This window comes from Limnoglobus roseus (assembly GCF_008254045.1).
Taxonomy (GTDB): Bacteria; Planctomycetota; Planctomycetia; order Gemmatales; family Gemmataceae; genus Limnoglobus; species Limnoglobus roseus.
In genome coordinates, this window is record NZ_CP042425.1 from 4,025,337 (window position 1) to 4,047,258 (window position 21,922).

Annotated in this window: 22 protein-coding genes, 1 tRNA gene and 1 pseudogene; 4 read left to right on the top strand and 20 right to left on the bottom strand. The window is 62.8% G+C overall.

What is annotated here, in order from left to right; all coding sequences use genetic code 11:
- Positions 1-89: 89 nt before the first annotated feature.
- Entirely contained in the window at positions 90-908 is an 819-nt protein-coding gene (locus PX52LOC_RS16695) for a hypothetical protein (RefSeq protein WP_149111174.1), read from the bottom strand.
- Positions 909-1,291: 383 nt separating this feature from the next.
- Here PX52LOC_RS16695 and PX52LOC_RS16700 point away from each other — a divergent pair, with 383 nt between their 5' ends.
- Positions 1,292-1,582 carry a hypothetical protein gene (locus PX52LOC_RS16700; protein WP_149111175.1) on the top strand — a complete coding sequence of 97 codons (291 nt, stop codon included), beginning with the start codon at positions 1,292-1,294 and terminating at the stop codon, positions 1,580-1,582.
- A 69-nt stretch (positions 1,583-1,651) separates the two neighbouring features.
- On the opposite strand, the gene PX52LOC_RS16705 is transcribed toward PX52LOC_RS16700, so the two are convergent.
- Positions 1,652-2,431, bottom strand: coding sequence for a GDSL-type esterase/lipase family protein (locus tag PX52LOC_RS16705; protein WP_218575378.1), 780 nt, complete (start codon positions 2,429-2,431; stop codon positions 1,652-1,654).
- Between the two features lie 245 nt (positions 2,432-2,676).
- Between PX52LOC_RS16705 and PX52LOC_RS16710 the strand changes: the two genes are divergently transcribed.
- Positions 2,677-3,201 (top strand): YceK/YidQ family lipoprotein, encoded by a 525-nt coding sequence (locus tag PX52LOC_RS16710; RefSeq protein WP_149111176.1) that lies wholly within the window; start codon positions 2,677-2,679, stop codon positions 3,199-3,201.
- A 72-nt stretch (positions 3,202-3,273) separates the two neighbouring features.
- Here the strand turns inward: PX52LOC_RS16710 and PX52LOC_RS16715 are convergent, their stop codons facing one another.
- The 13 genes and pseudogenes from PX52LOC_RS16715 to PX52LOC_RS16775 form a co-directional block, all read right to left on the bottom strand.
- The gene (locus PX52LOC_RS16715; RefSeq protein WP_149111177.1) at positions 3,274-4,086 is read right to left on the bottom strand and encodes a hypothetical protein; all 813 of its coding nucleotides are present in this window, start codon (positions 4,084-4,086) and stop codon (positions 3,274-3,276) included.
- A 371-nt stretch (positions 4,087-4,457) separates the two neighbouring features.
- Positions 4,458-4,733, bottom strand: coding sequence for a hypothetical protein (locus PX52LOC_RS16720; RefSeq protein ID WP_149111178.1), 276 nt, complete (start codon positions 4,731-4,733; stop codon positions 4,458-4,460).
- A 319-nt stretch (positions 4,734-5,052) separates the two neighbouring features.
- Positions 5,053-5,457, bottom strand: coding sequence for a hypothetical protein (locus PX52LOC_RS16725; RefSeq protein ID WP_149111179.1), 405 nt, complete (start codon positions 5,455-5,457; stop codon positions 5,053-5,055).
- 11 nt (positions 5,458-5,468) lie between these two features.
- The gene (locus PX52LOC_RS16730) at positions 5,469-7,418 is read right to left on the bottom strand and encodes a hypothetical protein (protein ID WP_149111180.1); all 1,950 of its coding nucleotides are present in this window, start codon (positions 7,416-7,418) and stop codon (positions 5,469-5,471) included.
- 568 nt (positions 7,419-7,986) lie between these two features.
- The gene (locus PX52LOC_RS16735) at positions 7,987-8,322 is read right to left on the bottom strand and encodes a hypothetical protein (protein ID WP_149111181.1); all 336 of its coding nucleotides are present in this window, start codon (positions 8,320-8,322) and stop codon (positions 7,987-7,989) included.
- Between the two features lie 236 nt (positions 8,323-8,558).
- Positions 8,559-9,131 carry a hypothetical protein gene (locus PX52LOC_RS16740; RefSeq protein ID WP_149111182.1) on the bottom strand — a complete coding sequence of 191 codons (573 nt, stop codon included), beginning with the start codon at positions 9,129-9,131 and terminating at the stop codon, positions 8,559-8,561.
- Between the two features lie 73 nt (positions 9,132-9,204).
- A pseudogene (locus tag PX52LOC_RS41640) lies at positions 9,205-9,903 on the bottom strand (transposase); the annotation flags it as partial.
- A 256-nt stretch (positions 9,904-10,159) separates the two neighbouring features.
- The gene (locus PX52LOC_RS16750) at positions 10,160-10,582 is read right to left on the bottom strand and encodes a transposase (protein WP_168219044.1); all 423 of its coding nucleotides are present in this window, start codon (positions 10,580-10,582) and stop codon (positions 10,160-10,162) included.
- Positions 10,579-11,082 (bottom strand): winged helix-turn-helix domain-containing protein, encoded by a 504-nt coding sequence (locus PX52LOC_RS16755; RefSeq protein WP_168219045.1) that lies wholly within the window; start codon positions 11,080-11,082, stop codon positions 10,579-10,581. The genes PX52LOC_RS16750 and PX52LOC_RS16755 overlap by 4 nt, the downstream gene beginning before the upstream one ends.
- Positions 11,083-11,190: 108 nt before the next feature.
- Positions 11,191-11,796, bottom strand: coding sequence for a transposase (locus PX52LOC_RS16760; protein ID WP_168218823.1), 606 nt, complete (start codon positions 11,794-11,796; stop codon positions 11,191-11,193).
- On the bottom strand, positions 11,694-12,227 hold the full coding sequence (locus tag PX52LOC_RS16765; RefSeq protein ID WP_149111185.1) for an IS630 family transposase: 534 nt from the start codon (positions 12,225-12,227) through the stop codon (positions 11,694-11,696). Before PX52LOC_RS16765 ends, PX52LOC_RS16760 begins: the two co-directional genes overlap by 103 nt.
- 25 nt (positions 12,228-12,252) lie before the next feature.
- Complete coding sequence (locus PX52LOC_RS43915) at positions 12,253-12,630, bottom strand: class I SAM-dependent methyltransferase (RefSeq protein ID WP_168219046.1); 378 nt, start codon at positions 12,628-12,630, stop codon at positions 12,253-12,255.
- A gap of 146 nt (positions 12,631-12,776) precedes the next feature.
- Positions 12,777-13,160: an Imm1 family immunity protein gene (locus PX52LOC_RS16775; RefSeq protein WP_168219047.1), complete on the bottom strand. Its 384-nt coding sequence runs from the start codon at positions 13,158-13,160 to the stop codon at positions 12,777-12,779.
- A 66-nt stretch (positions 13,161-13,226) separates the two neighbouring features.
- Here PX52LOC_RS16775 and PX52LOC_RS16780 point away from each other — a divergent pair, with 66 nt between their 5' ends.
- A complete protein-coding gene (locus tag PX52LOC_RS16780) occupies positions 13,227-13,451 on the top strand; it encodes a hypothetical protein (protein ID WP_218575379.1) in 225 nt (74 codons plus the stop codon).
- Positions 13,452-13,457: 6 nt separating this feature from the next.
- Here the strand turns inward: PX52LOC_RS16780 and PX52LOC_RS41645 are convergent, their stop codons facing one another.
- A complete protein-coding gene (locus PX52LOC_RS41645) occupies positions 13,458-14,504 on the bottom strand; it encodes a P63C domain-containing protein (RefSeq protein ID WP_149111188.1) in 1,047 nt (348 codons plus the stop codon).
- 163 nt (positions 14,505-14,667) lie between these two features.
- On the opposite strand from PX52LOC_RS41645, the gene PX52LOC_RS16790 reads away from it, so the two are divergent.
- Positions 14,668-15,657, top strand: coding sequence for an IS1/IS1595 family N-terminal zinc-binding domain-containing protein (locus PX52LOC_RS16790; RefSeq protein WP_149111189.1), 990 nt, complete (start codon positions 14,668-14,670; stop codon positions 15,655-15,657).
- Between the two features lie 578 nt (positions 15,658-16,235).
- On the opposite strand, the gene PX52LOC_RS16795 is transcribed toward PX52LOC_RS16790, so the two are convergent.
- The 4 genes from PX52LOC_RS16795 to PX52LOC_RS16810 form a co-directional block, all read right to left on the bottom strand.
- Positions 16,236-16,574, bottom strand: a complete 339-nt coding sequence (locus tag PX52LOC_RS16795) for a hypothetical protein (RefSeq protein ID WP_149111190.1) — start codon at positions 16,572-16,574, stop codon at positions 16,236-16,238.
- A gap of 549 nt (positions 16,575-17,123) precedes the next feature.
- Positions 17,124-17,198 (bottom strand) — tRNA-Met (locus PX52LOC_RS16800).
- Positions 17,199-17,445: 247 nt separating this feature from the next.
- Positions 17,446-18,630, bottom strand: a complete 1,185-nt coding sequence (locus PX52LOC_RS16805) for a hybrid sensor histidine kinase/response regulator (protein ID WP_149111191.1) — start codon at positions 18,628-18,630, stop codon at positions 17,446-17,448.
- Positions 18,631-18,926: 296 nt separating this feature from the next.
- Positions 18,927-21,896, bottom strand: coding sequence for a PAS domain S-box protein (locus PX52LOC_RS16810; RefSeq protein ID WP_149111192.1), 2,970 nt, complete (start codon positions 21,894-21,896; stop codon positions 18,927-18,929).
- Between the last annotated feature and the right edge of the window lie 26 nt (positions 21,897-21,922).

Genomic DNA, 21,922 nt, shown 5'->3' on the forward strand with positions numbered 1-21,922 from the left:
TCCCTTGTCGATAACATGCGCGGTGATCGGATGACTCATTTCACCTCTGAGCCGAATGACCCAACTCACCCGCCGGGCCCGCATCGGTCTCACACCGAGAACATTTTCACCTTGCCGCCGGCCGCGCGCTGTGCCAGCAACTCCATGCCGGCGTAACCCGGGACGACCGTGTCCGGGTCCGCGATCTCTTCGCCGACGAACAGGTTCAACTCCTGGCTCACCAGTTGCTTGGACCAGCCGAAGTAGCCCTTGGGTTGCCTCCCGGTCCGAACCCCGGGGATCGCCGCCAGCCGATCCACCACGGGCCCCGCATCGATCGGGGGAGGAGGGCTGAACCCGGCCGGGTATAGCAACCGGACTGGCGGTACGTCGCCGCGGTTGGACATTCGAGAGGCCTTGGTTGTAGCCTTCTCGAAGAGCAGGTGGAAGCCCGCCTTCTCGCAGCGGACGCGGACAACCCGGCCGGGCTCGCACACGCAAGCCAGAACTGCCTCGGTGGGGTCGTCATCATCAACGAACGAGACAACTTGCGTACCCAGGATGGAGGCCAGTTGCAGCCCAAGCGACAGTTCGCCGACCCGCTTACTCGGCCCGTATCCGGCGTACTGGGAGTCCGGGAGAGTTCTGGCGAAGTCGTGTATCGCGTCAAACGATTGGCAGAACGACGACGCCGTACCGGCTGCCTGCTTCACGAAGCGAGGGTTCCCCGCGGGGGCGAATTCGGAGAACGGGTCGTCGTTCTTCTCCCACTTTTTCAGGTTGGCTCGAGTTCCGATGAACCAGATCTTCCGCTCCTTGGTCCGGAACAGGCGAACTTGGAACGCAACCGACTTTGGTAGTCCCTCCAATTGGGCGCAATCCGGCTCCTCCAGAATCGCGTGCCCAGCCGCCCGGTCGCGCCACCCCATATAAGCTCCGATCCGGCTCAGTGGCCGAACAGGGCGCACTTCCGCGCCGGCGCATGAGAACTCCAGCACAATATTGGACCCCGTCACCGAGCGCGGGTCAAGCTGGTGAGTTACGGAGGACCGGCCTTAGCTGTCAAACTCGCCTTGCGCGGTTGCTGCGGCGTGGGAAAGGGTCAGCTGGCAACGTACTCAAGCAGGAAGCGGGTTCAGCGGCAGCGCCTCCGGCATAATACCAGGCGTCCGGCGCGACAGAAGTTGAAGGGCCACGCCCCACCGTCGGCGGTGGCCTGTTTAGGCCATGCGGTTGGGCCATCCGTCGGACACCATCGCCCGTACCCCTTCTGCCGCCCACGATCCAACCCTTACCACCGCCGGAGAATCCGATGGCCGCGCTATTCTTTCAGACCCGGACCCGCACCGTGAGCCCCGCCACGCAGGGGATCGGGGAAATCAACCGCCTGTACGAGAACGAACTCCGACGGCTCGGGTACGCCGACGTCGTCCGGACGCCGTCGGAGGTGGCCGGGAACAAGAACGGGTGCCGCCTGTCGATCGTCCACCTCCCGATCGCCGGGGCGAACTTCTACGAGGTGTTCATGGTCGCCGGGGACACGGTCCCCGCCGCCCAAGGCGTCCTCGGGGAGGCGGTGGCGATTGTCTTCCACTTCCTATGACCCACAAACGACCGGGCTGCGGCGGCCCCGCCCTACAGACGGGGCCGTCGCAGCCACCGCCGCGGCCTACTACTTCAGCAGTTCTTCGACCGGCTTCGAGATGGCGTCGGCCCAAATGGTGTACCCCTGCTCGGTGAGGTGGACGTAATCGGACATGACGGCCTTCGACAGCCCCCCGCTCGCGTCGAGGAACTTATCGCCGATGTCGAGGAACGTCACCGCCTGCCCGTCGTCGAGCTTCGCGAGCTTCGCGTTCACCTGCTTGGGCTTGGGGTTCAGTTCGTCGGCCGCGGCCACGTTCGGCGTCTTCAAGTCCGCCTCCTCCTTGCCCCCCTTCCGCGGGAAGATGCCGAGCAACAGGATCTTCGCCTTCGGCTTTTGCCCGCGGAGTTCCGTCACGATCGCCTTCACCCCGGCGGCCACGTCGTCGGCCGAGTTGCTGACCAAGTTGCTCGTCCCGACCAACAGGACGATGACCTTGGGGTCGATGCCGTCGAGTTCTTTCCCGTCCTTGATCCGCCAGAGGACGTGCTGGGTCCGGTCGCCGTCGAGGCCAAAGTTCGCGGCATTCCACGCCCCGAACCGCGTCGTCCAAACCTTCCCCCCGGCCTCGATCCACCCCTGCGTGATTCCATCGCCGAGGAAGAGTACGTCGACGTTGCCCTTCTTCGCCCGCGATTGGAAGGCCGCGTGCATTTGCTTCGCCCCGAGGTCTTGTCGCTCGGCGGGTTTGACCGCGCTGGTGTCGTCGGCGGCCTTGTCCTGGCCCGATCCGCCCGTGCCGAACGAGAGCAGGCAAACAGCGACCGCGAAGAGGATGGCGGCCGGACGACGGTGGATGGTAAACATGGAGTAGCCCCCAGAGGTGAAAAAGACGGGCGGGAGGAATATTCAATCCGGAACGAACTTGCCCGGCAACGCGAGCCGGTGTCATTTCGTCGATGGAACAGCCGCCGGCTTGATCCCAACCGCGGGGATTGGGTAGCGGTGTCGGGTCACAGTGGCTGTCAATCCGACCCGAATAGTGTCAATTGCCCCGTCGTCACAAGCCGAAAGAGTGGGTACGTCTGCCCGCCTTGAGTTGGTGTCTTGTCATGCCACTTCGCGCCACCCGCGTCGCGCTCCTGTCCGCTGTTCTCCCCCTCGCCGGATGCGGAACTGTCACCAACTTAGCCGTCACCCGGATCGAGGACGGCGGCCGCCTCCCGTTCGGCGGGGTCAAGCACGACGTCCGGTGTATCCACGGCGCGGCCGATGACCAGTTCGGTGCCCACGCCCACCCCCGGCCGGAACAGGATGGGTACCCGCGAACGGCCCTCATGCTCTTGTGCGCCGCCGACCTGCCGCTCAGCTTGGTCGCCGACACGGTGCTGTGGCCGTACTTGAAGGCGTACAATCGAATCAATCAACCTGTCCCATACCCGCCCGTGACGATCGGCGGCACGCTCCCGCCGCAGGCGACGAATATTACCGCGCCGGCCCTATCGCCGAGTCCGCCCCTGCCGACCGCCGCGCCAACTCAACCGAGTTCATCAGCACCCGCGAACCCGCCGATGTCTCAACCGGGACCGGTCCCGGTGATTCCACCATTGCCTCTACCTGCCGTCACCGGTTCGTAAGAGGAAGTCGGAGAGCGTTGTGGGTCTGGGGCGGGACCGGCAAACCCACAACTCTGAACCCCGGTGACGCGGTCACGGCTGGCGGCGCATGGAGCCGTCGTCCCCGTCGATGAACGGCCGTCGCCGGATGTCCGGTTGGACTCCCACCGTCGGCGTCCACCGGGCCGGCGGGCACCACCCCTTCAGGTCGAGGTGCTGGCGGAGGTACGGGATGCGCGACGTCCCGTAGAACAACTCCCGCGGGTACATCGACGTCGGCCGGCTCGTCTCCGGGTCGAAGAGGCCCGCCGCGACGCACGCCTCTGTGACCAGTTCCGCACAGAAGTACTTCCGCCGCATCGACGGCTCGGGGTTCGCCGGGTCGAAGTTGACGGCGAACGGGCGGCCGAACAGCGGCGTCCGGACCGGCCCCTTCATGCGAAAGATCGTCCCCTCCTTGAACATCCGCAGGCCGGCGAAGTGGCGACCATCCGCCGCCAAGGCGAACGCCGTAAGCCGGGCCGATTGGTCGGCTGTCAACGGCACCGCCCGCTCCCGCATCCACACCCGCTTCGTGTCCGCGTAGTGCGTCATTTGGGGGATGAGGTCGAGCGTGCGGATGTACAGCGTACTGTCGGGGCCGGCCTCTAAAAGGGCGAGGCGGCCGTCCGGGCGGGCGAACACGATGCCCGAGTGGTGCGGGGCACCGCTGTGGCCGAGGAGGTGCCCGAACCGGGGGATGAACCAGTCCTCGGTGGCCAGGTAGAGGTCGCCGGGCTGGGGGGCGTACGCGCGGGCGGGGAACCGGAGTTGGTAGTCGATCGCGGCCGCGGGGGCGTACACATAACCCGTCGAGGCGGGCGGTGCGGCGGAAGTGAGGGCCAACAAGAACGCGCACGTGAGCATGAGAGGTCCCGTCCTGGGTTGTGGCGGTGTTGGGCGGGAAAGGATACCCGACTTTTCGCTGCCTACGACCTTCGGGCTTGTGACTCGATCCGGGGAAGGGAGGCCCGTGGGGCGGGTTCTCGGGTTTGGGGCGGATCGATCGCGCTCGCCTGACGATTTCGGTCATCACACACGAAGAGGTAGGCACGCACTGCAAGCCGTCGGAACCCGACCCTGCGTTGCGCAGGAACCCGCTGAATCATCTCGGCCGGCAGCCGTTAGGCAGCGTTATGTCGGTGGACGTGACGAAGGGGATTTGCGACTGGCGGAAGGAGATCTGGAACACAGGTCGACGTGCGCGGCGGAATCGCACGTCTTCTTCCGCTCAGGAACTAGCAGGGACCGCAGGTCCCGTCCCGGTAGTCGTAGCACCCGCACACGTTGCCGTGGCAGATGATCTCGATGTCGACGGGCATCCGCTCGCCCGGCTTCACGGGGCGGGGGTGGAACACGGCGAGGGCGTCACCCGAGTCGGGCAGGTGAAGGGTGCGGGACACGATTAAGGCCATCTCCTCCAACCGGCCCTTCACCTCTTCGTAGAGGCGGGCCATTCGCGCGCGGTCTTCCGGACCGAGTGGGGTGCGGCCCTTTCCAGTGGCATCGCTCACGATCAATTCCTCAGAACGGTATCGGGGGAACGAAGTAACACCGATTGGACAATACCCGCGTCGCGGCTATCGGTCCAACACATTCTGGAGTATAAGTCCGTTCGACGTTTTGCGAGTGGACCGACTCGCGAGTGGTGCGGTCAAGAGAAGAGAGAAGAACACTCTCTTCTCTTGACCGCACCACTCGCGAGTCGGTCGGAAAATATCTTGGTACGCCCAGCATTTACTCATGCCGGGAACATACCCGGTCGTCGGTAACAGCACGTCGAGAGAAGGGTGGTCCGGGTCCGCAGGTGGACCCGGACTTGAACGGCCGCGGTCAATCCAACGCCGCCAACTGCTTCTCCAAGTCCTCCAGGGACGCGGCGGTGAGGGCCGCGTCCTTCTTGGCCCCGATGGCGTCGAGAATCTTCTTCCGGTCGGCAGCCTTCTTGATCTTGTTCAACTCGGCCGCGTTCTGCTCCTGCTTCGTCTTGATGACATCCTTGACGATCTCCAGGGAGACCGCGAGGCTTTCCTTCGCCGGGTCCGGCTTCGCCTGTTCGACGAACGACTCCACGGAGACGTTCTTCAGTTGGGCGTTGATCCCCTTCGCCACGGTGTCGAGGTCGAAGTTACTCTCCGACTTCAGCGGCAAGTCGAACAGCTGTTCGATGGTCAATGAGCCGCGGGACGAGGGGAACCGTAGACGCTTTTGCGCGGCGTACTTGTAAATGTCCGTCATGGAAACTCCCGTTAGAAACCGAGGGCATACGCGCGACGCCCGTCCACCACAACGGTGACGGAATCGTTGCGACCACCCGTGAAACCGACGCCCGAAATCTGGTCTTCAGCGAACGCGCACTTGGTCTTGGAGCCTAACACTTCGAAGACTTTACGGTGGCGGTCCAGGTCGCCCCGGAGGAATTCGTTGAACACGCCGCGGGTCGCTCCCGGATTCTTGCACCCCTCCAGGGCGAAAATTAGGTGCCGCTGGCCCGCCTTACTCCCGCCCCAATGGTTCGGACTGTACAGGATCGAGTTCACGGGGACCAACGTCTCAGTTTTCACGCCCCACTTCTCTTGAGAGGCTGACCCGCCAACAAGACCCTCCTGCGGGTTCACCTCGACCAACTTCCCCCCTTTCACGACCAACTTGAAACAAGCAACCTCCTTGCCCTGCTTCACCGCCGGGGCGTAACTGAATTGGTGGATCACCCCCGCGAATTCGACCTCGATTGAGAACCCGATATCGACCGTCTCCCGTTGGGCGTACTGGTGGACGTGGACGGCGTAGGTGCCGTCCCGCAGGTCGTTGAACGCGAGGTTCTCGACGGCGTTTCGCGTCTGCCCGCGGCCGGCGTTCATGTCCACGTCGAGGATGCCCATCTTGTCGCGGAAGAACACGTGCTTCCGATCCGGCGTGACGGCGTGCAGGTCGAGGTCGTCGAAGTTGTACCACGACAGGCTCACGCGGAGCTTGGCGTTGACGTTCCCGCCGGCCGCCTTGACTCGCTGCTTCACGCTGTCCGTCACGTCGCCGTCGTAAGACCAGGCGAAGGCGTTGTCCCACTTGAACAGACGTTCCGGGCCGTCACTTCCCGTCAGGCTCACGAAGTTCCCCGCGTGGTGGTTCTTCAAGAACACCTCTACCGTTTTCGCCTTCGTCAACACGTCCTTGACGAACTGGTCGGCAGAGACCGGGGTGGCCACGTCGAGGTTGGGGGCGGTCTTTTTCACATTCCCTTCGAGCAAGGCCGCGATGCCGTCCTTCATCCTCGCCCGCGTGTCGTTGTTGACGAACAGCACGTCGTTGACCGACACGTCGGAAAGGCGGGCGTACCGGCGGTAGATCGCCCCACCCAAGCCGAGGTCGGTCAGAGTTTGCACCGCCTGCTCGACCATCTTCTGCGTGATGACGCTCGTGGGCCGCTTGTAGTTCATCGGCGCGACCTTCGTTTCGAACGCCTTCACGGCCTGATCCATGTCCTTGCCGTCCGCCAGATCGACGAGCAGGGTGCCGATGACCGTGTTCCGGAACCGGGCGTTTCGGTTGTCGAGACTCTCCCACACGAACAGGTCGGACTTACCAGCGGCATTGAACTTGGTCAGCAGCTCCTTGAAGCCTACGACGGCCGGTTTGTGCTCCTCGCCACGGTACAAGCCATTCGACTCGATCAAGTCCAGCACCTCGTCGAGGTGGGGCGACTGGATTTCGCTCAGGCCACGCTTCGCCACTTGGAAGATGGCCTCTTGTTCGCCCCGCTTCGTCTCCGGGTCGGCATTCCAGTGCTTGTCGGCGACCTCGCCGTAGAAGTGGTCGTATCGCTCGTTCGTCTTGCCGTCGTAGTTGTGATCGACCCCGAACTTCCGCTCCTTCGTGCGGAATACGGTCTGGACCGGCGCGGCTTTGACGATGCCGGACATCCGGGCCGCGACTTCCCTGTACGGGTGCGGCATGTCAAGTACGTCCCACACCGTCTGAACATTACCGTTGACGATGTTCACGAGTTTGCCGAGTCGGCGAACGAACTGCTTGCAACACTGGCAGTCGTGGACCGTCCGCTGCCGGAAAATCGGATCGGCTCCGGCCGGGAAAGCGGCGAGGTATTGCTCGAACAAGTTTTCAACGCGAACGACGTACAGTTCACGCTTGGACATCTCCACGAATCGGGCGTGGACGGCCGCTGAGAACGCCTGGAACATAGCCGGACCTCCTGAGTGAATTTTTGAAACATCTGACACTCATCGAACGACGAGGTTCGCATTCGTGCCAGAAACGTACCCGATCGTCGTCGGTATGATGGCGAAGTAGTGCGGCCGGTTCGCCGAGTGGCTGGACCGGCAAGCGGCGAAGCTCGTCGTCACATGGGGCAACCATGACCGCGTTCAGGTCATCACCCCGCACCCCATGCTGGCCGCGGGTATTGCGGGCCTACGATGGCCAGTCCTCGTCGATGCGCCCGTTGGGATCTGCGGATTGAAGGTGTACGGCTCGCCGTGACAACCGACGTTCGGTGCCGGTTGGGCGTACAACCTCGACGAACCGGACCTTGCCCGCAAGTGCGGCGATGATTCCGAGCAATACGGATATCCTCTTGCTACACGACCCGCCGAAGGACTACGGGGCCTTGGCCCCGCGACCGCGCGGCGTGTGGGAGCACACCGGGTCGCAGTCCCTCATCAACCGCATCCGTGTCGTCCGTCCCCACGCGGTGGTTTGCGGGCACATTCACGAATGCTACGGCGTTTACAGGGATCGCGATACGACGATTTACAACTCGTCACTGATAAACAAGCGGTACGAGATCGTGAACGGGCCGACGAGCCAATGCAAACCAACGACGTCGTTCAACCCCATGTCGCCGCCGATGAGCAGGATGTCACACGGGTCGATGAGAGTAACGTGTTGACGGTCGAGTGCGACGCGCACGTGGACCGGGCCCAGAAGGAGGTCCTCCCAGGGCCGGACCCGCGGCGAAGTCAGCCGGCGGGCCGGGTGCCGCGGGTCGCGCGGTGGATGGCCCTCGCGATCCGGTGCGACGAGCTCATCCGCGACGACGTGGTCGAACGGTGCGCCGACCTCGCGGAGTTGGGAGACGTGTCTCAAGCCCGGGTCAGCCGGATCATGAACCTGCTGGGCCTCGCGCCCGACATCAGTAGGCCCTTCTGTTCCCGCCACGGACGGCGGGCGGCCGCGATCCGGTCATGCAGCGGGATCTGCAGCCGATCGCCGCGACCCTCAACTGGGGCCGGCAGCGGAAGGCATGGCAGGCGGTGCGGACGACGTCCTAGACCGGCCAGCGGCGCGGTCCGCGACCGTGTCGGGATTACCGGGTCAGGGGCTCAGGCGTTCAGGAGCGTGACCTTGTACTCGGGGGAGACGACCCGGCCGGCCCACGGCATCACCTTCCCGCCCGCGCCCGCCTTTGCCTGCTCGAACACCGCCCGCAAGGTGACCTCCACCCGAGAGTCCTTCGCGCCGAACGGCCACCCCTCCCACTCGCGCGGCGCGCCGGCCGGCGGGTCGTACGCCACGACGCGGGCGTGCAACCCGCCGGGGGCCAGCCGCTCCAGCCGGACGACGTTCTTCGACCACTCCTTTTCGACTCGCCGTACCGTCGACGCGGCCCTGCCGGCCGCGACCTCGAACGACAGCGTGCCGTGCCCCTCGGAGTTGCCCTCGGCCCACACGTACACGGCGGCCGGCGACACGTTCTCCACGACGACCACAAACCGGAGCCCGTACCCGGCGTTGCGGAGGGTCGGGGGGTGGGCGAGCGTCCCGTCGAGGCCGTACAGGCCGGGGAGGACGACCGACACCTTCAACTCCGACGCGGCCGACGGGCGGCCGCCCGCGGCCCCGGTCAGAGCCCACCCACTGCCCGCCCCCACCCCGATCGCCCGCCTGCGGTTCACGCCCGACCCTCCCCGCGAAAGATTCCGGCCCACTCCCGACTATACCCGCGGGGCAGTATCGCGACTGTAACGGCTAGGTTTTGTCTGACAGGGCTTCCGTCACCCGCTTGAGATATTGTCGGATCATGGCCACGTGGGCTACCGCCAAGTCGCTGACGGCCGACTTCTCGTACCGGGTCGCCGGCGGCGGTTCTCCTTCCGCCACCTGATACACCGCTCGACCACGTTCCGCCGGCGGGCGGTACGCCGCCCGGTCGAACCCGAACGGCCGGCCCCGGTTCAACCGGTGGCGGGGGTGCGGCCGGCGGCGGACGGACGGGTGGTCGTACCCCTTGTCCCCGGCCGGGGGACGGACACCGAGTCGAGGGCGGCGTCCAGCCCGGCCGTCTCGCCGGCGTCCGCCGGGGTGAGGGCGACGCCGACCGGCCGGGCGTTGCCGCACGCCACCCGGTTCACCTTCGTCCCGAGCCCGCCGCGACCCCGGCCCAAGGCGTGATCGGCCGGCTCGGCTGTCGGCCCCCCTTTTCGCCCCGGCCGCCGAACGGCTGGCCCGGGCGATGGTCGCGTCGACGCCGAACCGCGACCCGTCGATGAGCCCGAACTCGCCCGCCCGGCCCTGCAACGCCCGCAGGATGGCGGCCCACGTCCCGCCGTCCCGCCGCCGCCGGAACCGCTCGTACACCGCCGGCCATGGCCCGTCCCGCTCCGGCAGGTCCCGCCACGGGACGCCGGTGGCGGCCCCGTACAGGACCGCCGCCCACGACCGCCCGGTGGTCGGCCCACCGGCGGCCGCGGGACGGCGGGGGCAGGAGCGGCTCGACCAAGGCCCACTGGGCGTCGGTCAACTCGTGACGGCGGGGCACGGCGGGAACTCCTCCCGCCGGCCCGTCTACGAGTTGCGACGCCCTGTCAGACACAACCTACTGGTTCGGAGTTAAGCAAAATTATTGTTCGGTTCTCTTGGGGAAGGGCAGATCGGACCGGTCCCACAAGGCTCTCAGCGGTCTCGGTTCGAACTTCAACGCCATCTACCGGTCGATGACTTCGTTGTCGAGGTGGCCGGTGTCGTCGGGTACGAAATTTGCCAACTCGCCGTACTTCAGCCACGACCGCACGGCCTCGACCGGGTTCAACTCGGGGGCCCACGGCGGCAACATCTCCAACCGCAGCCGCCGGTTCTGGGCGAGGAAGTCACGGACGACCGGCCCTCGGTGATTGCTCCTGCGATCCCACACAACCACCACGTTCCCCCGCAGGTGTCGTAGCACATCCCGCAAGAATACTACGACCTTGTCGGCGGTGAAGAAGCCGCCCTCGGTCGCGAAGTAGAACCCGAGCCGCCGGCCGGTCGGCGACACCGTCACCGCCCCGATGGCCGACACCTTGTCCCGGTGGCCACCGTCGGCGGCCAAGACCGGCGTCTTGCCGACCTTCGCCCACGACCGCCTCACCAGCGGGTTGAGGAACAGCCCGTATCGCCGATCAAGACGAGATGCGCCCGGGCCGCCGCGACTTTCTCGATCCGCAGCCAGTCGTCTTTCACCCACCCGTCGATGGCCGGCTGGTCCTTCTGTTTCGCCCGCCGGCGGGGCTTCTGCGGGCCGTACCCGCGGCCCCGCATCCACGCCCGCAGGTAGTCCGGGTGGAAGGCCGCGCCGAACTTGCGGCGGATCAACTCGGCCACCCGTCGGGACACCCACAGGTCGGTCCGGAACCCGTGGGCCGTCGGCTTCTGGTCCAGCCACCGCAACACCCGTCGCTCTTGGGCAGGTGTCAAGAACCGCGGCCGGCCGGGCGTTGGCTTGGCGGCCAACCCGGAGTCCCCGGTCCGGCGGTGGCGGGCCATCCACTTGGCCACGGTGACCGGATGGACGCCCAAGAGGGTGGCCACCTCGGCCTGCGCCCACCCCTCGCCACACTTCGCGATGGCAACCCGGCGGCGGGCTTCCAATTCCTTTGGCAGTCCCTCTGCTTCTCATCCCGGAAGCGGAGAGATCACCGGCCGAACTGTATAGCCTTGGTTAGCTCCGAACCACTACTGATTCGGAGCTAACGAAGGCTATTGATTGATCCCTGGGAACGGCAGTATCGATCGCTCCCACAGTGCCCGCAGTAGCCGGGGATCGAACTTCAACTCGATCAGGCGATCGACGACCTCGTCGTCGAGGTGCGCGGTGTCGTCCGGCACGAAGTTGGCCAACTCGCCGTACTTCAGCCACGACCACACGGCCTCCACCGGGTTCAGCTCCGGAGCCCACGGCGGCAACATCTCCAACCGCAGTCGCCGGTTCCGGGCGAGGAAGTTGCGGATGGCCGGCCCGCGGTGGTTGCTCCCCCGGTCCCACACGACGACCACGTTCCCCCGCAGGTGCCGCAGCACGTCGCGGAGGAAGGCGACGACCTTGTCGGCGGTGAAGAACCCGCCCGGCTCGGTCGCGAAGTAGAACCCCAGCCGCCGGCCGGTCGGGGACACCGTCACCGCCCCGATGGCTGACACCTTGTCCCGGTGGCCGCCGTCGGCGGCCAGCACCGGCGTCTTCCCGACCTTGGCCCACGACCGCTTCACCAGCGGGTTGGGGAACAGCCCCGTTTCGTCGATCGGGACGAGGTGGGCCTTGGCCGCCGCGGCTTTTTTTCGACCCGCGGCCAGTCGTTCTTCACCCACCCGTCGATGGCCGGCTGGTCCTTCTGCTTCGCCCGCCGGCGGGGCTTCTGTGGGCTGTACCCGCGGCCCCGCATCCACGCCCGCAGGTAGTCCGGGTGGAAATCCACGCCGAGCTTCCGGCGGATCAATTCGGTCACCCGCCGAGAGGTCCACAGATCGGTCCGGAACCCGTGGGCCGTCGGCTTCTGGTCCAGCCACCGGAGCACCTGCCGCTCCTGGGCGGGGGACAGGAACCGCGGCCGACCCGGTGTCGGCTTGGCCGTCAGTCCGGCGTCGCCGTCGCGGCGGTGGCGGGCCATCCACTTGGCCACGGTGACCGGGTGAACGCCCAGGAAGGCGGCCACCTCGACCTGCGTCCACCCCTCGCCGCACTTCGCCGCAGCCAACCGGCGGCGGGCTTCCAACTCCTGGGCAGTTCCTTTGCTCCTCATCCCGGAAACGTAGGGATCGAGGGCATCAGAGAATAGCGTTGCTTAACTCCGAATCAGTAGGATCACCTTCGCCTCGTATCGCTCTGCCCCATTCGTAGGCGGGCGTTGTGAGTATCAAAACGCCATTGGGCTTTAGGATACGGTAAGCTTCTGACAAGAAGCCTAAGCCCATAAATGGATCGACTAGAAATCCAACTACTCCAGATGGTTGCGAGTTGGCAAATGGGATTGAGCGGCAGTCGCAGTGCAGCTGAGCTAGGCATTCCTCTCTTGGGGAGAGAGAATGCATTGCGGCACTTGAATCCATTTGTATTATTCGAGCCGCCGCTACTCCTAAATATTCATTTGTCCGCCCCCTCCCGCATCCAACTTCAAGAATGAGGCCTTTTTGAGGTGGCGACACTGTTTTTTTTATTGAATGCGCTTATCGTGGCGTGGTCGAAGTTGCGACAGGTTTTATGCGATGGAGAATAGTATTCCATAGCTAGCAAGTCGTAGCCCGATGGTTGAATAGATTTGTTGGTAGTGGCCCGTTAGTGTGTTGATCCGTCAGTCGTAGAAGGTCTGGTCCGTTTCGACCCACTCGCAGGTGCGGTCGCGTTCCCCGGTTCGGTAGTACGTCTCCATCGCTTTCAAAAGTAGCGGCGCATCCACAAAGACGTATCGGGGGAAACTGCGAGTGTCGCCCCCGTCGAAGGCCGTCACGATGTCGTCGCCGAGTGAGCGATCGATCAGCGTGTGCCAGTCTTTGTCACCGACGCCGCAACCGGACACAAGATAGCCGACGGGTTCAGTGAACAGCACAATGAGAAAGGTGTCGTCGTCCACGTCCAGCGTAAGTGTCTTTTCGTGCTTGAGGGCGAGCAGCCGTTCTTGAACTCGCTCCCATGTCGGCGATTGCTCGCTGTCACTGATTGTTCTGATGCCGTGCACGCTCTTGCTCCTGCTTCGGCGTTGGGGTACGATCACACTATGCCAAACCGCTCACGCAAGCCACGGATGCCCGACCCTAACCAGATGGCCTTCCGCATCGTGCAGGCCATCACGGGCGAACCGCCGCCCGCAGAGACGCCACTGGCTAATGACGACAAAGACCCGGCTGCCGTCGCTCTCGGTCGTAAGGGCGGGCTGAAGGGCGGGAAGGCACGGGCCGAGAGCATGACGGCGGCGCAACGAACGGCCGCCGCGAAGAAGGCGGCGGCGGCGCGGTGGGCGAAGAAGTGAATCGTGCTAGTTGTCTAAATCCAGGTCGTTGAACGTCATCTGAAGCGGAGCGTTTTTGAAGACGTGAGCGAACTTCGCCCGGAAGTCGTTCATGTCCTTGCAGAGTTTCATGACGGTCACGACTTTCGTGATTTGATCGTGTACCGACTCACGGCCGAACTTCTTCAACCACTGATGGTGATTCTTCTTGAAGTGGGGGTCAGGATTGTTTTCCCGTAGCCATTTGCCGATGTCGGGATCGACTGCGTCGTAAACGAACATCATGATGTACTTCCCCCATCGGATCGGACGAGAGCGTGGAGAATAACGAATCCCTTCCAGTCGGGCCAATTCCAACCAGAATTCGTTGGGGAACATTCGGGCCCACTCTTGCAAGTCCTCTGCAATGAATGCTTGCAGTTTGAGACGCAGCGCATTCTGGGCCCGGATTTTCTGAAAACCAGTTGCCTCGTCCACTAGCGCAATAATGCCAACCTTCGCACAGGCTCGCAGTACTATTTCTGCCTGTTTCGCGAGGGCAAGTTGTCGGCCCTTGATGGCATTCTCTTCACGAGCCTGTAGATACCTGTCGCACACTTCGATTAACTGCGGAGCTTCGTATCCGTGAGATATCAGCCGCGAGCCTGGGTTCTTGAACCGAATGACCGGGCCCATGTCAAAATTCTCCGCCGTGAGCGGGTTTCGACTGAGATACCGCTGCAAGTTTCCACTCTCACGACCACCACTAATGACCCGCACCATTTCTCGCTGCGTGAGGACTCGCCTATGGTCGCTAAGAACATGGCACTCGATTGAAATGTTTCCGAACTGGATGGTGCCGGTGAGCAAGGAGTGAGGCAGTTTGTCCGTCTCGGGCCCCGGTTCTGATGCTTGCTCCTCGGGCCCGTGCATTTCGTTCGACTCGTCTTCGTCGTCAAGATCTTCGACCGCCTTGCCCCATCGAGCCTTTGCCGCCCTGATCGCAATCTCCCTGCGTTCCTCTTTCGACAACACATTCGCACGGGCCCGACCGCCCTTAGCCGGATCGGGTAGGCCCTTCTTCGCTTTAGCCATGTCGACAACCTCGGATACGGAAGCAACAGTTGACACCTTTCGATTCTATACTTGCCGGGCAAGCACTGCAAGCATAAACAGCAAGCATAAATTTCCTGTCACATTTTGGCCCGCTCACGCAAGTAGTGGTAGTTCTGTGTTGATGCCGTTCGGAGTGTAACTCATGCTCTGCCCCACGTGCCAAATCGAAGCCCGCAAGTTTGGGAAAGACCGCCACGGCAATCAACGGTTCCAGTGTCTGACGTGCAAAAAGACGTTCAGCGACAAGCCCGCCTCACCGCTCGGCGACATGCGGCTCGATCTCGATGCGGCCGAACAATGCCTGAACCTGCTGCTCGAGGGCATGTCGATCCGCGCCGCCGCCCGCGTGACAAAGACGAATCGGAAGACAATCCTCGCGCTGCTCGTGATGATGGGCGAGCGGTGCCAATGGCTGCTCGAAGGCCGCATCAACAAGATGGCCGTTGTCGATGTCCAGTGCGATGAAATCTGGGGCTTTGTCGGGATGAAAGAGAAGACTCGCCTCAGCACCCACCCCGACATCGTTGGCGTCGGCGATGCTTACTGCTTCACGGCCATCGAACGCGAAACAAAGATGTTGCTCGCATGGCATCTTGGCACGCGGTCGCGGGAAGACGCGGAACTGTTCGCCGCGATGTTGGCCGCTGCAACGTCTGGCCGATTCCAAGTCACAACCGACGGCTTTCGGCCCTACGCGACGGCCATCCCCGGAGCTATGCCGCACGCCGACTTTGCCCAACTCGTGAAGACCTACGCGACGAAGGGCGATGAAGGGAAGTACTCACCGGGCGAAGTGACCGGCACGATCAAGACGCCGAAGAACGGCCACCCGGACGAAGAGAAGATTTCGACCTCGCACGTCGAACGTCACAACCTGACGATCCGTATGCAGAACCGCCGCATGACGCGGCTCACGAATGCGTTCAGCAAAAAGTGGGAAAACCACGCCGCCGCGCTCGCGTTGCAGTTCGCCTTCTACAACTTCTGCCGGCCGCACACGACGCTGACGGAAGCGACCCGCGGCGAAGACAAGAGCAAGAAGGCCGTGCCAACGACGCCCGCGATGCGGGCTGGATTGGAAGATCACCCGTGGACGGTCCGCGAGGTGATCGAGAAATCATCAACACACTGAAGGGCCACTACCGATTTGTTTAGCATGACCCTTGCCTGTATGATTCTGCAGCATCGCTATTTCCAAGTACCATCGGCCGGTGCTCCGCTTATGCGTTCCTTTATCCTGGTTTTTTGACCTGCCCGCCTACAGTCCTGTGGTACGCAAGTGCTGCATTTGATGCCTTTTCGTTTTACGAGAACTGGTCACGGTAATGGCAAAAATCTCCAGGTATCAATCGATACGTCTATGGTAAATCGGCCCGTCGAGCAACCCCCATAGTCGTGCGAATGCGAACTGCTGACGAGAAAAGCGATCAGCGACGGTAAGCCAATCATAGAAGTGATCGGAAATTACAGGCGATTCAATGGCTCGGTCGCTTCGGTGGATTGCTGCCCTTGAGTCAGGTGGCGTTGTAGCAAGTGGCCCTCATCATCTGTCAGGCCAAACTTGTTCCCAACGCTTAGGCCATCGGTTCGGAGGAAGAACGATTACGTATGCTGTGGGACAACGAAAAGCGAGTTTAGAGAGCGGAAGCAATGACAATTCTACATCCAGAAGGCGGGGAACGGTTAAACTTTGTCTTCCTTTGCGGCGGCTTACTCTTCCAGTTTTTTAGCGGCAGCAAGGATTGCCCGGATGTGAGACGGTGCGTTCGCCAGTTCATTTTCAGAGAGCGGATTTTCCGAGCCGAAAATCGGTTCTGCTTTGATGGTACTGCCCCCTTCTACCGGAGAGAGTGGTTCGCAGAACGCATCGTATGCAAAATCATCCTTCCCGTTGTCAAAAAACAAACGGCATCCCAGTTGTTTCCAATTGTTCCCAACTCTTTGTAAGGCAAGGACACTTGGCTTGCGATCCCCAGACAACCGCACCTCGACGACCTTAGCTTCAGTCCAAACGCCTTTGGGCGAAATCAGGTAAACTTTGCCTGTCATCGTTCGGGCTCGGTGAGGTTTGGACTAGGGGCATACTACCACCACTGACCACCGAACCGCCACAGGGAAACGCCGTCCTTCCTGGCGCCTTGACTGTGCGTGGCGGTGGCCTCTGGCGACTTGTCGAAAACTGAACAGTTATCCATCGTGCTACTCTGTTTCTTTCTCTTTGGCAAAGTGGTGCCAGATCGCAGCGTTAAGATTTAACGCATCATTTTTTTCGTTAGCCCGACTGAGATGGGAAAGCCATTCGTGGATAGGCCGTCATCTCGGTGAACTCGCAACAATAGACAGTCAGGCATCAGACCGATTTTCACTCGTACCGGGTAGGATTTGACCATTCCCAGACCAGCCCACGTCTTTTTTCTGTTGGTCACGTTTTTCTCCGGTGTTCATGTCTGTCCCAGTCAGTCAACGGGGGTTCCGGGGCAGTAAATGGGGCAGTGAATAATCTATCCGGGGCAGTGAATCGGTGATAAAATGAATAAGACCACTTTCCGAGCAACGCCGAAAAGTGGCTAAAAGCCTTAGAATTGCTGAGTTCTAGAGTTGCGGCGGTAGGATTTGAACCTACGACCTCCAGGTTATGAGCCTGGCGAGCTAACCGGACTGCTCCACGCCGCGTTCTGTTCCCATAGTGTAGGAAAGCAATCCCCGAACGGATACCCCTAGCGGGATTCGGGGATCATTTTTTTGCCTTCCGTGTCCAACGACTTGGGAAGCCAGTGTGGGCGATTCAATGGGGGAATGGCCGGCGCGGGGCTGGCACAGTTACTTTGATGCGATCGAGTGCCGTTAGATTCCGTTGGCCGCAATCGGCGGCCCCGGATCCCGGCACGATGCTCGATCGTTCGACCGGTTTTGTCCGGGTTTAAGAGGCCGGCAGCATAGGCAGTTTGACTGTGAATTCGGAACCGTGGCCCAAGCCCTTGCTTACGGCCGAGATTGAGCCGCCGTGCATTTGAACGAGTCGGCGGACCAGGGCTAGGCCGATCCCCAGACCGCCCTGCGAACGGTGCAGCGAGCGGTTGAATTGTGCGAACAACTCGAACAGGCGGGGAATCAGTTCTGGCGGAATGCCGACGCCGGTGTCCTTCACCCGCACGACGGCGGATCCGTCCGCCTTCTCGACGGACAGCGTCACCCGGCCGCCGGCCTCGGTGTACTTCGCCGCATTGTTCAGGAGGTTCGCGAACAATTGTGCCAGGCGCACACGATCGCCGCGGAGCCGCATCGATTCGGCGGGAATGTGCCGCTCGAATGTTACGCTCGCTTGGGCGAGCAGCGGTTGACTCGTCTCGATGGCGATTTCCAGGGGTTCGATCAGGTCGAGTGTTTCCAGTTCGAGCCGCAACTTGTCTCGCGTCATCCGCGAGGCGTCGAGGAGGTCGTCAATGAGGCGGACGAGTTGCCGGACTTGTCGCTCGATCATCTGGCGGGCCGATTCGAGCGTCGTCGGGTTGTTCGTTGCCATCCGCTGAATTTCTAGCGCGTTGCGGATCGGCGCGAGCGGGTTCCGCAACTCGTGAGCGAGGGTCGCCAGGAACTCGTCCTTCCGGCGGTCGGCGTCCCGCAGGGCGGCGTTGGCGTCTTCAAGTTCCTTGGTCCGCTCCTGAACCTTTCGTTCTAACTCGGCTTCGTGGGCGTACTGCTTCAGGGCGTATCGGATCGTCCGCTCCAGCGTCACGGCGTTGAGGGCGCTCTTCTCCAGGTAATCACTCGCCCCGGCTTCGTGGGCTGCTTGATCGATCTCAAATTGGCCCTGCCCGGTGAGCAGGATAATCGGCCCGGAACACTTTTGTCCCTTGAGGGCCGCGATCAATTCGAGGCCCGTCTTCGCGCCGAGGCGGTAGTCGATGAGGTAGACGTCGTGTTCGCCTCTGCCTATGGCCCGAACCGCCTCGTCGAAATCGTCGACCCAATCGAGGGAAAAGCGGGAGCCGGGAAGCTCTTCAACCAACTCGCGGGTGAGGAGGTAATCGTCCGAATCGTCATCGACCAAGAGCAGGCGCAGTCCCGATGGACCTGCCCCTCCGGTCGGAATTAGCTTTACCATTATCGCGAAGCTCCACGCCTTCGAGCCTGAATCGCCGGGCGAACCAAGATGCCACCGTTGGCGGGCGAACTAAACCGCCTCAACCCATCACCGCGACCGTCGCCAACACTTCCACCCGCAACGCCGGTGTTACGGGTTCCCATTCGAGCAACAAAATGCGCATCCAATCCAAGAGATAGGGCAGCGTTCGCTTCGCCGTTCAGGGCCGCCGGGGCGGGGCATGAACGACCACTGGTGAAAAACGATGCGCCACACCTTCAAGAAAGTTACGAATTCATGACTCGGCGGCATCTCTTTCAACGAGTCGAGGCCGGGGACGGGGCACTTGTTTCTCCTTCCGGGTTCGTGGGCCAGTCGATGATAAATCGAGTCCCCTCGTGGGGCACACTCTCGGCATAGATCGTGGCACCGTGGCGATTCACAATCTTCTTGCAAATGGCAAGCCCCAAGCCGGTGCCTTCAAATTCTTTTCGGCCGTGGAGCCGCTGAAAGAGTTCGAAAATGCGATCTGCGTACTCCGGTTCGAAGCCGATCCCCTGGTCGCGGACGGAAATCCGCCACCCGGACTCTGTCGGCTGGGAGTCGATCGTTACCACGGGGGGTGTTTGCGGCCGGGTGAACTTGAGGGCATTCCCGATGAGGTTTTGAAAGACCTGTCGCATTTGCACTACGTCGGCCAACACCGTCGGAAGCGGTCCCGTCTGAACGTGGCCGTGGGTACGCTGGATTTGCATTTCGAGGTCCGAGAGAACCTCTTGCACGATGGTGTTGAGGGATACCGGCCGGTGCGGGGCGGATTTCGTACTGACCCGCGAGAACTGCAACAGGTCTTCGATCAACCGCCGCATCCGCCCCGCGGAATCGAGCATTCGCGCCAGGTAGTCTTGCCCTGTCTCGTCGATCGCGTCGGCGTACTTCTTGGCAATGCGGTCGCCGAACGCTTGAATCTTGCGGAGGGGTTCCTGCAAGTCGTGCGACGCGATGTACGCGAATTTTTCGAGTTCTTCGTTGCTATTCTTGAGTAGTGCCGAGGTCTCCTGCAAGTCTTCGTAGGCTGCGGTCAGTTCCGTCGTCCGCTTCGCCACGAGTTGTTCGAGGGTCACGGCCTCCCGCTTCCGGTCGTCGATGTCGGTACAGCTTCCGTACCATCGGACGACGGTGCCGCGGGCGTCGAAGACGGGAATGCCCCGCACCGCGAACCAACGGTAGTGGCCGTCGGACCGGCGGAGGCGGTACTCGACCTCGTACTCCGCCTGGGCCTCGACCGCCCCCCGCCACGCCCCGGCGACCGCCTCACGGTCGTCGGGGTGAAGGGCGTTCAGCCATTCGAACCCGAGTTGTTCCTCCGCGCCGATGCCGGTGTACTTCACCCACTGGAGGCTCAGATAATCGCACTTCCCCTCGGCCGTGCAGGACCAGACGAGCAACGGCAGGCCTTCGGTCAACTGGCGGAGTTGCGACGCCGATTCTTGGATGCGGTGGTCGGCCAGGACGCGCTCGGTGATGTTTTCGTGGGTCACGACGAGGCGCAACGGTCCCTCGCCACGGAAGCGATTGACCCGCATGTGGAAGTACCGTTCGAGGCCGCCCTTGGGGGCCGGGTAATCCATCTGAAAGCGGTCGGTCTGCCCATCGGCCACGAGCTGAATTCCGGCCGCCGTCTGCGTACCGGCCTCGTCGTCGGAGGTTAGTTCGAAGTAATTTCGCCCCGCCCACTCGAAGTCGGCCGGCAACCCGTTCGCCTCGCCGTACTGCTTCCAGGCCTCGTTGACGGTGACGATCTGCCCGTCGGCTTCGAGGACCGCGAGTCGGTTCGGCAACGAGTGCAGCACCGACTCGACGTACCGTTGCGACTCCCGGAGGGCGTTCTCGATCGCCTTCTGCTCGGTCACGTCCCGCGAGACGCTCACCAGTTTCTGAACCTTCCCCCGCGAGTCGGGGATGGGGGCGACGATCACGTCCCAGTGTTTCGGGGTTCCCTTCGCCGTGGGGCACGCGCCACTGAATCGGTTGACCTGCCCGTTGACCGCCACCCGGATGGCATTGTCCACCTGTGCGGCCAGGCTTTCCGGCCAGAGGGTCGGCCACGGGCACCCGCGGACGGTGCCGAAGTCGTCGATCTCCATTGAGGCGAGGCCCGGACCGTTCATGTCGAGCATCTTGCCCGTATTGTCGAGGATCTTCACGCAGTCGGGGCTGTTGTCCAACACGCTCCGCAGGTAGGCTTCGTTCTCTTGAAGGCTCTGGGCGGTCCGAACTTGCTCGTCGATGTCGGTGCAGGTGCCCAGCCACCGGACGACGGCACCCCGTGCGTCGCGGACCGGCTCAGCCCGGCCGAGGAACCAGCGGTACTCCCCGTCGTGGCGGCGGAATCGGTACTTGATTTCGTAGGACTCGCCACCGTCGGTCGATCGCTTCCAGCGGATCTGCGACCGCTCCCGGTCGTCTCGGTGCAGGGGGGTACTCCACCCCCAACCGAGGCTTTGCTCGCGGGTCAGGCCGGTGAAGTCGTACCACCGCTGGTTGTAATACTCGTGGTAGCCGTCCGGCCGCGTCACCCAAACGATCTGCGGCATCGCCTCGGCCAGGTTGCGGAAGCGGCCTTCGCTCTCGCGTAGTTCGTTGTTCGCCTTCAGGCGGCGGTTGAGTTCCTTTTGGACCAAACTGGTGGCCAACAGAACGACCGCCACCGCGATCCCGGCCCCGATGAGGCCGGTCGCCCGGGCAAGGTAAAGGTTATTGCTGGCGGTGCGGGTGCGGTCGTCGAGCGTGTGTTCTTGCGCGTCGAGCATCTCATGAACGACGGCCCGCAGTTCGTCCATTGACTGCTTGCCTGTCCCACCAGTCATCAGTTTCACCGCCGCTTCCCGCCCGCCGGTGCGGTAGGCCGCGAGGATGTCCCGCATTTCCGCAAACTTCTGCTCGATTAACCGCTCGACGCCCGCGAGCCGCCCCTCGGCGACGTCATCGCCGGCGAGCAATTGTCGCGCTTGGTTCAAGTGCTCGGCGTGCGATTGCTCGGCCTTCAAGTATGGCTGGAGGTATTCGTCCTTGCCCGCGAGCAGGTACCCCCGCTGGCCGGTCTCGGCGTCCTTGAGGTCGGACAGGATTTCGGTGAGTTCAAGTTGGACCGACCGGGCGTGCAGCGTCGCCTGTTCGAGTCGGGCCATGCGGTCGATGTTGAAGTGCGAAACGGCCGCATTCCCGATAATGGCAACCACCGCGACCATCCAGATGGTGAGGTCACGGTAATTCCGCCAGTTCATCGTGCGCCCCCGTTTTTTGTATCATT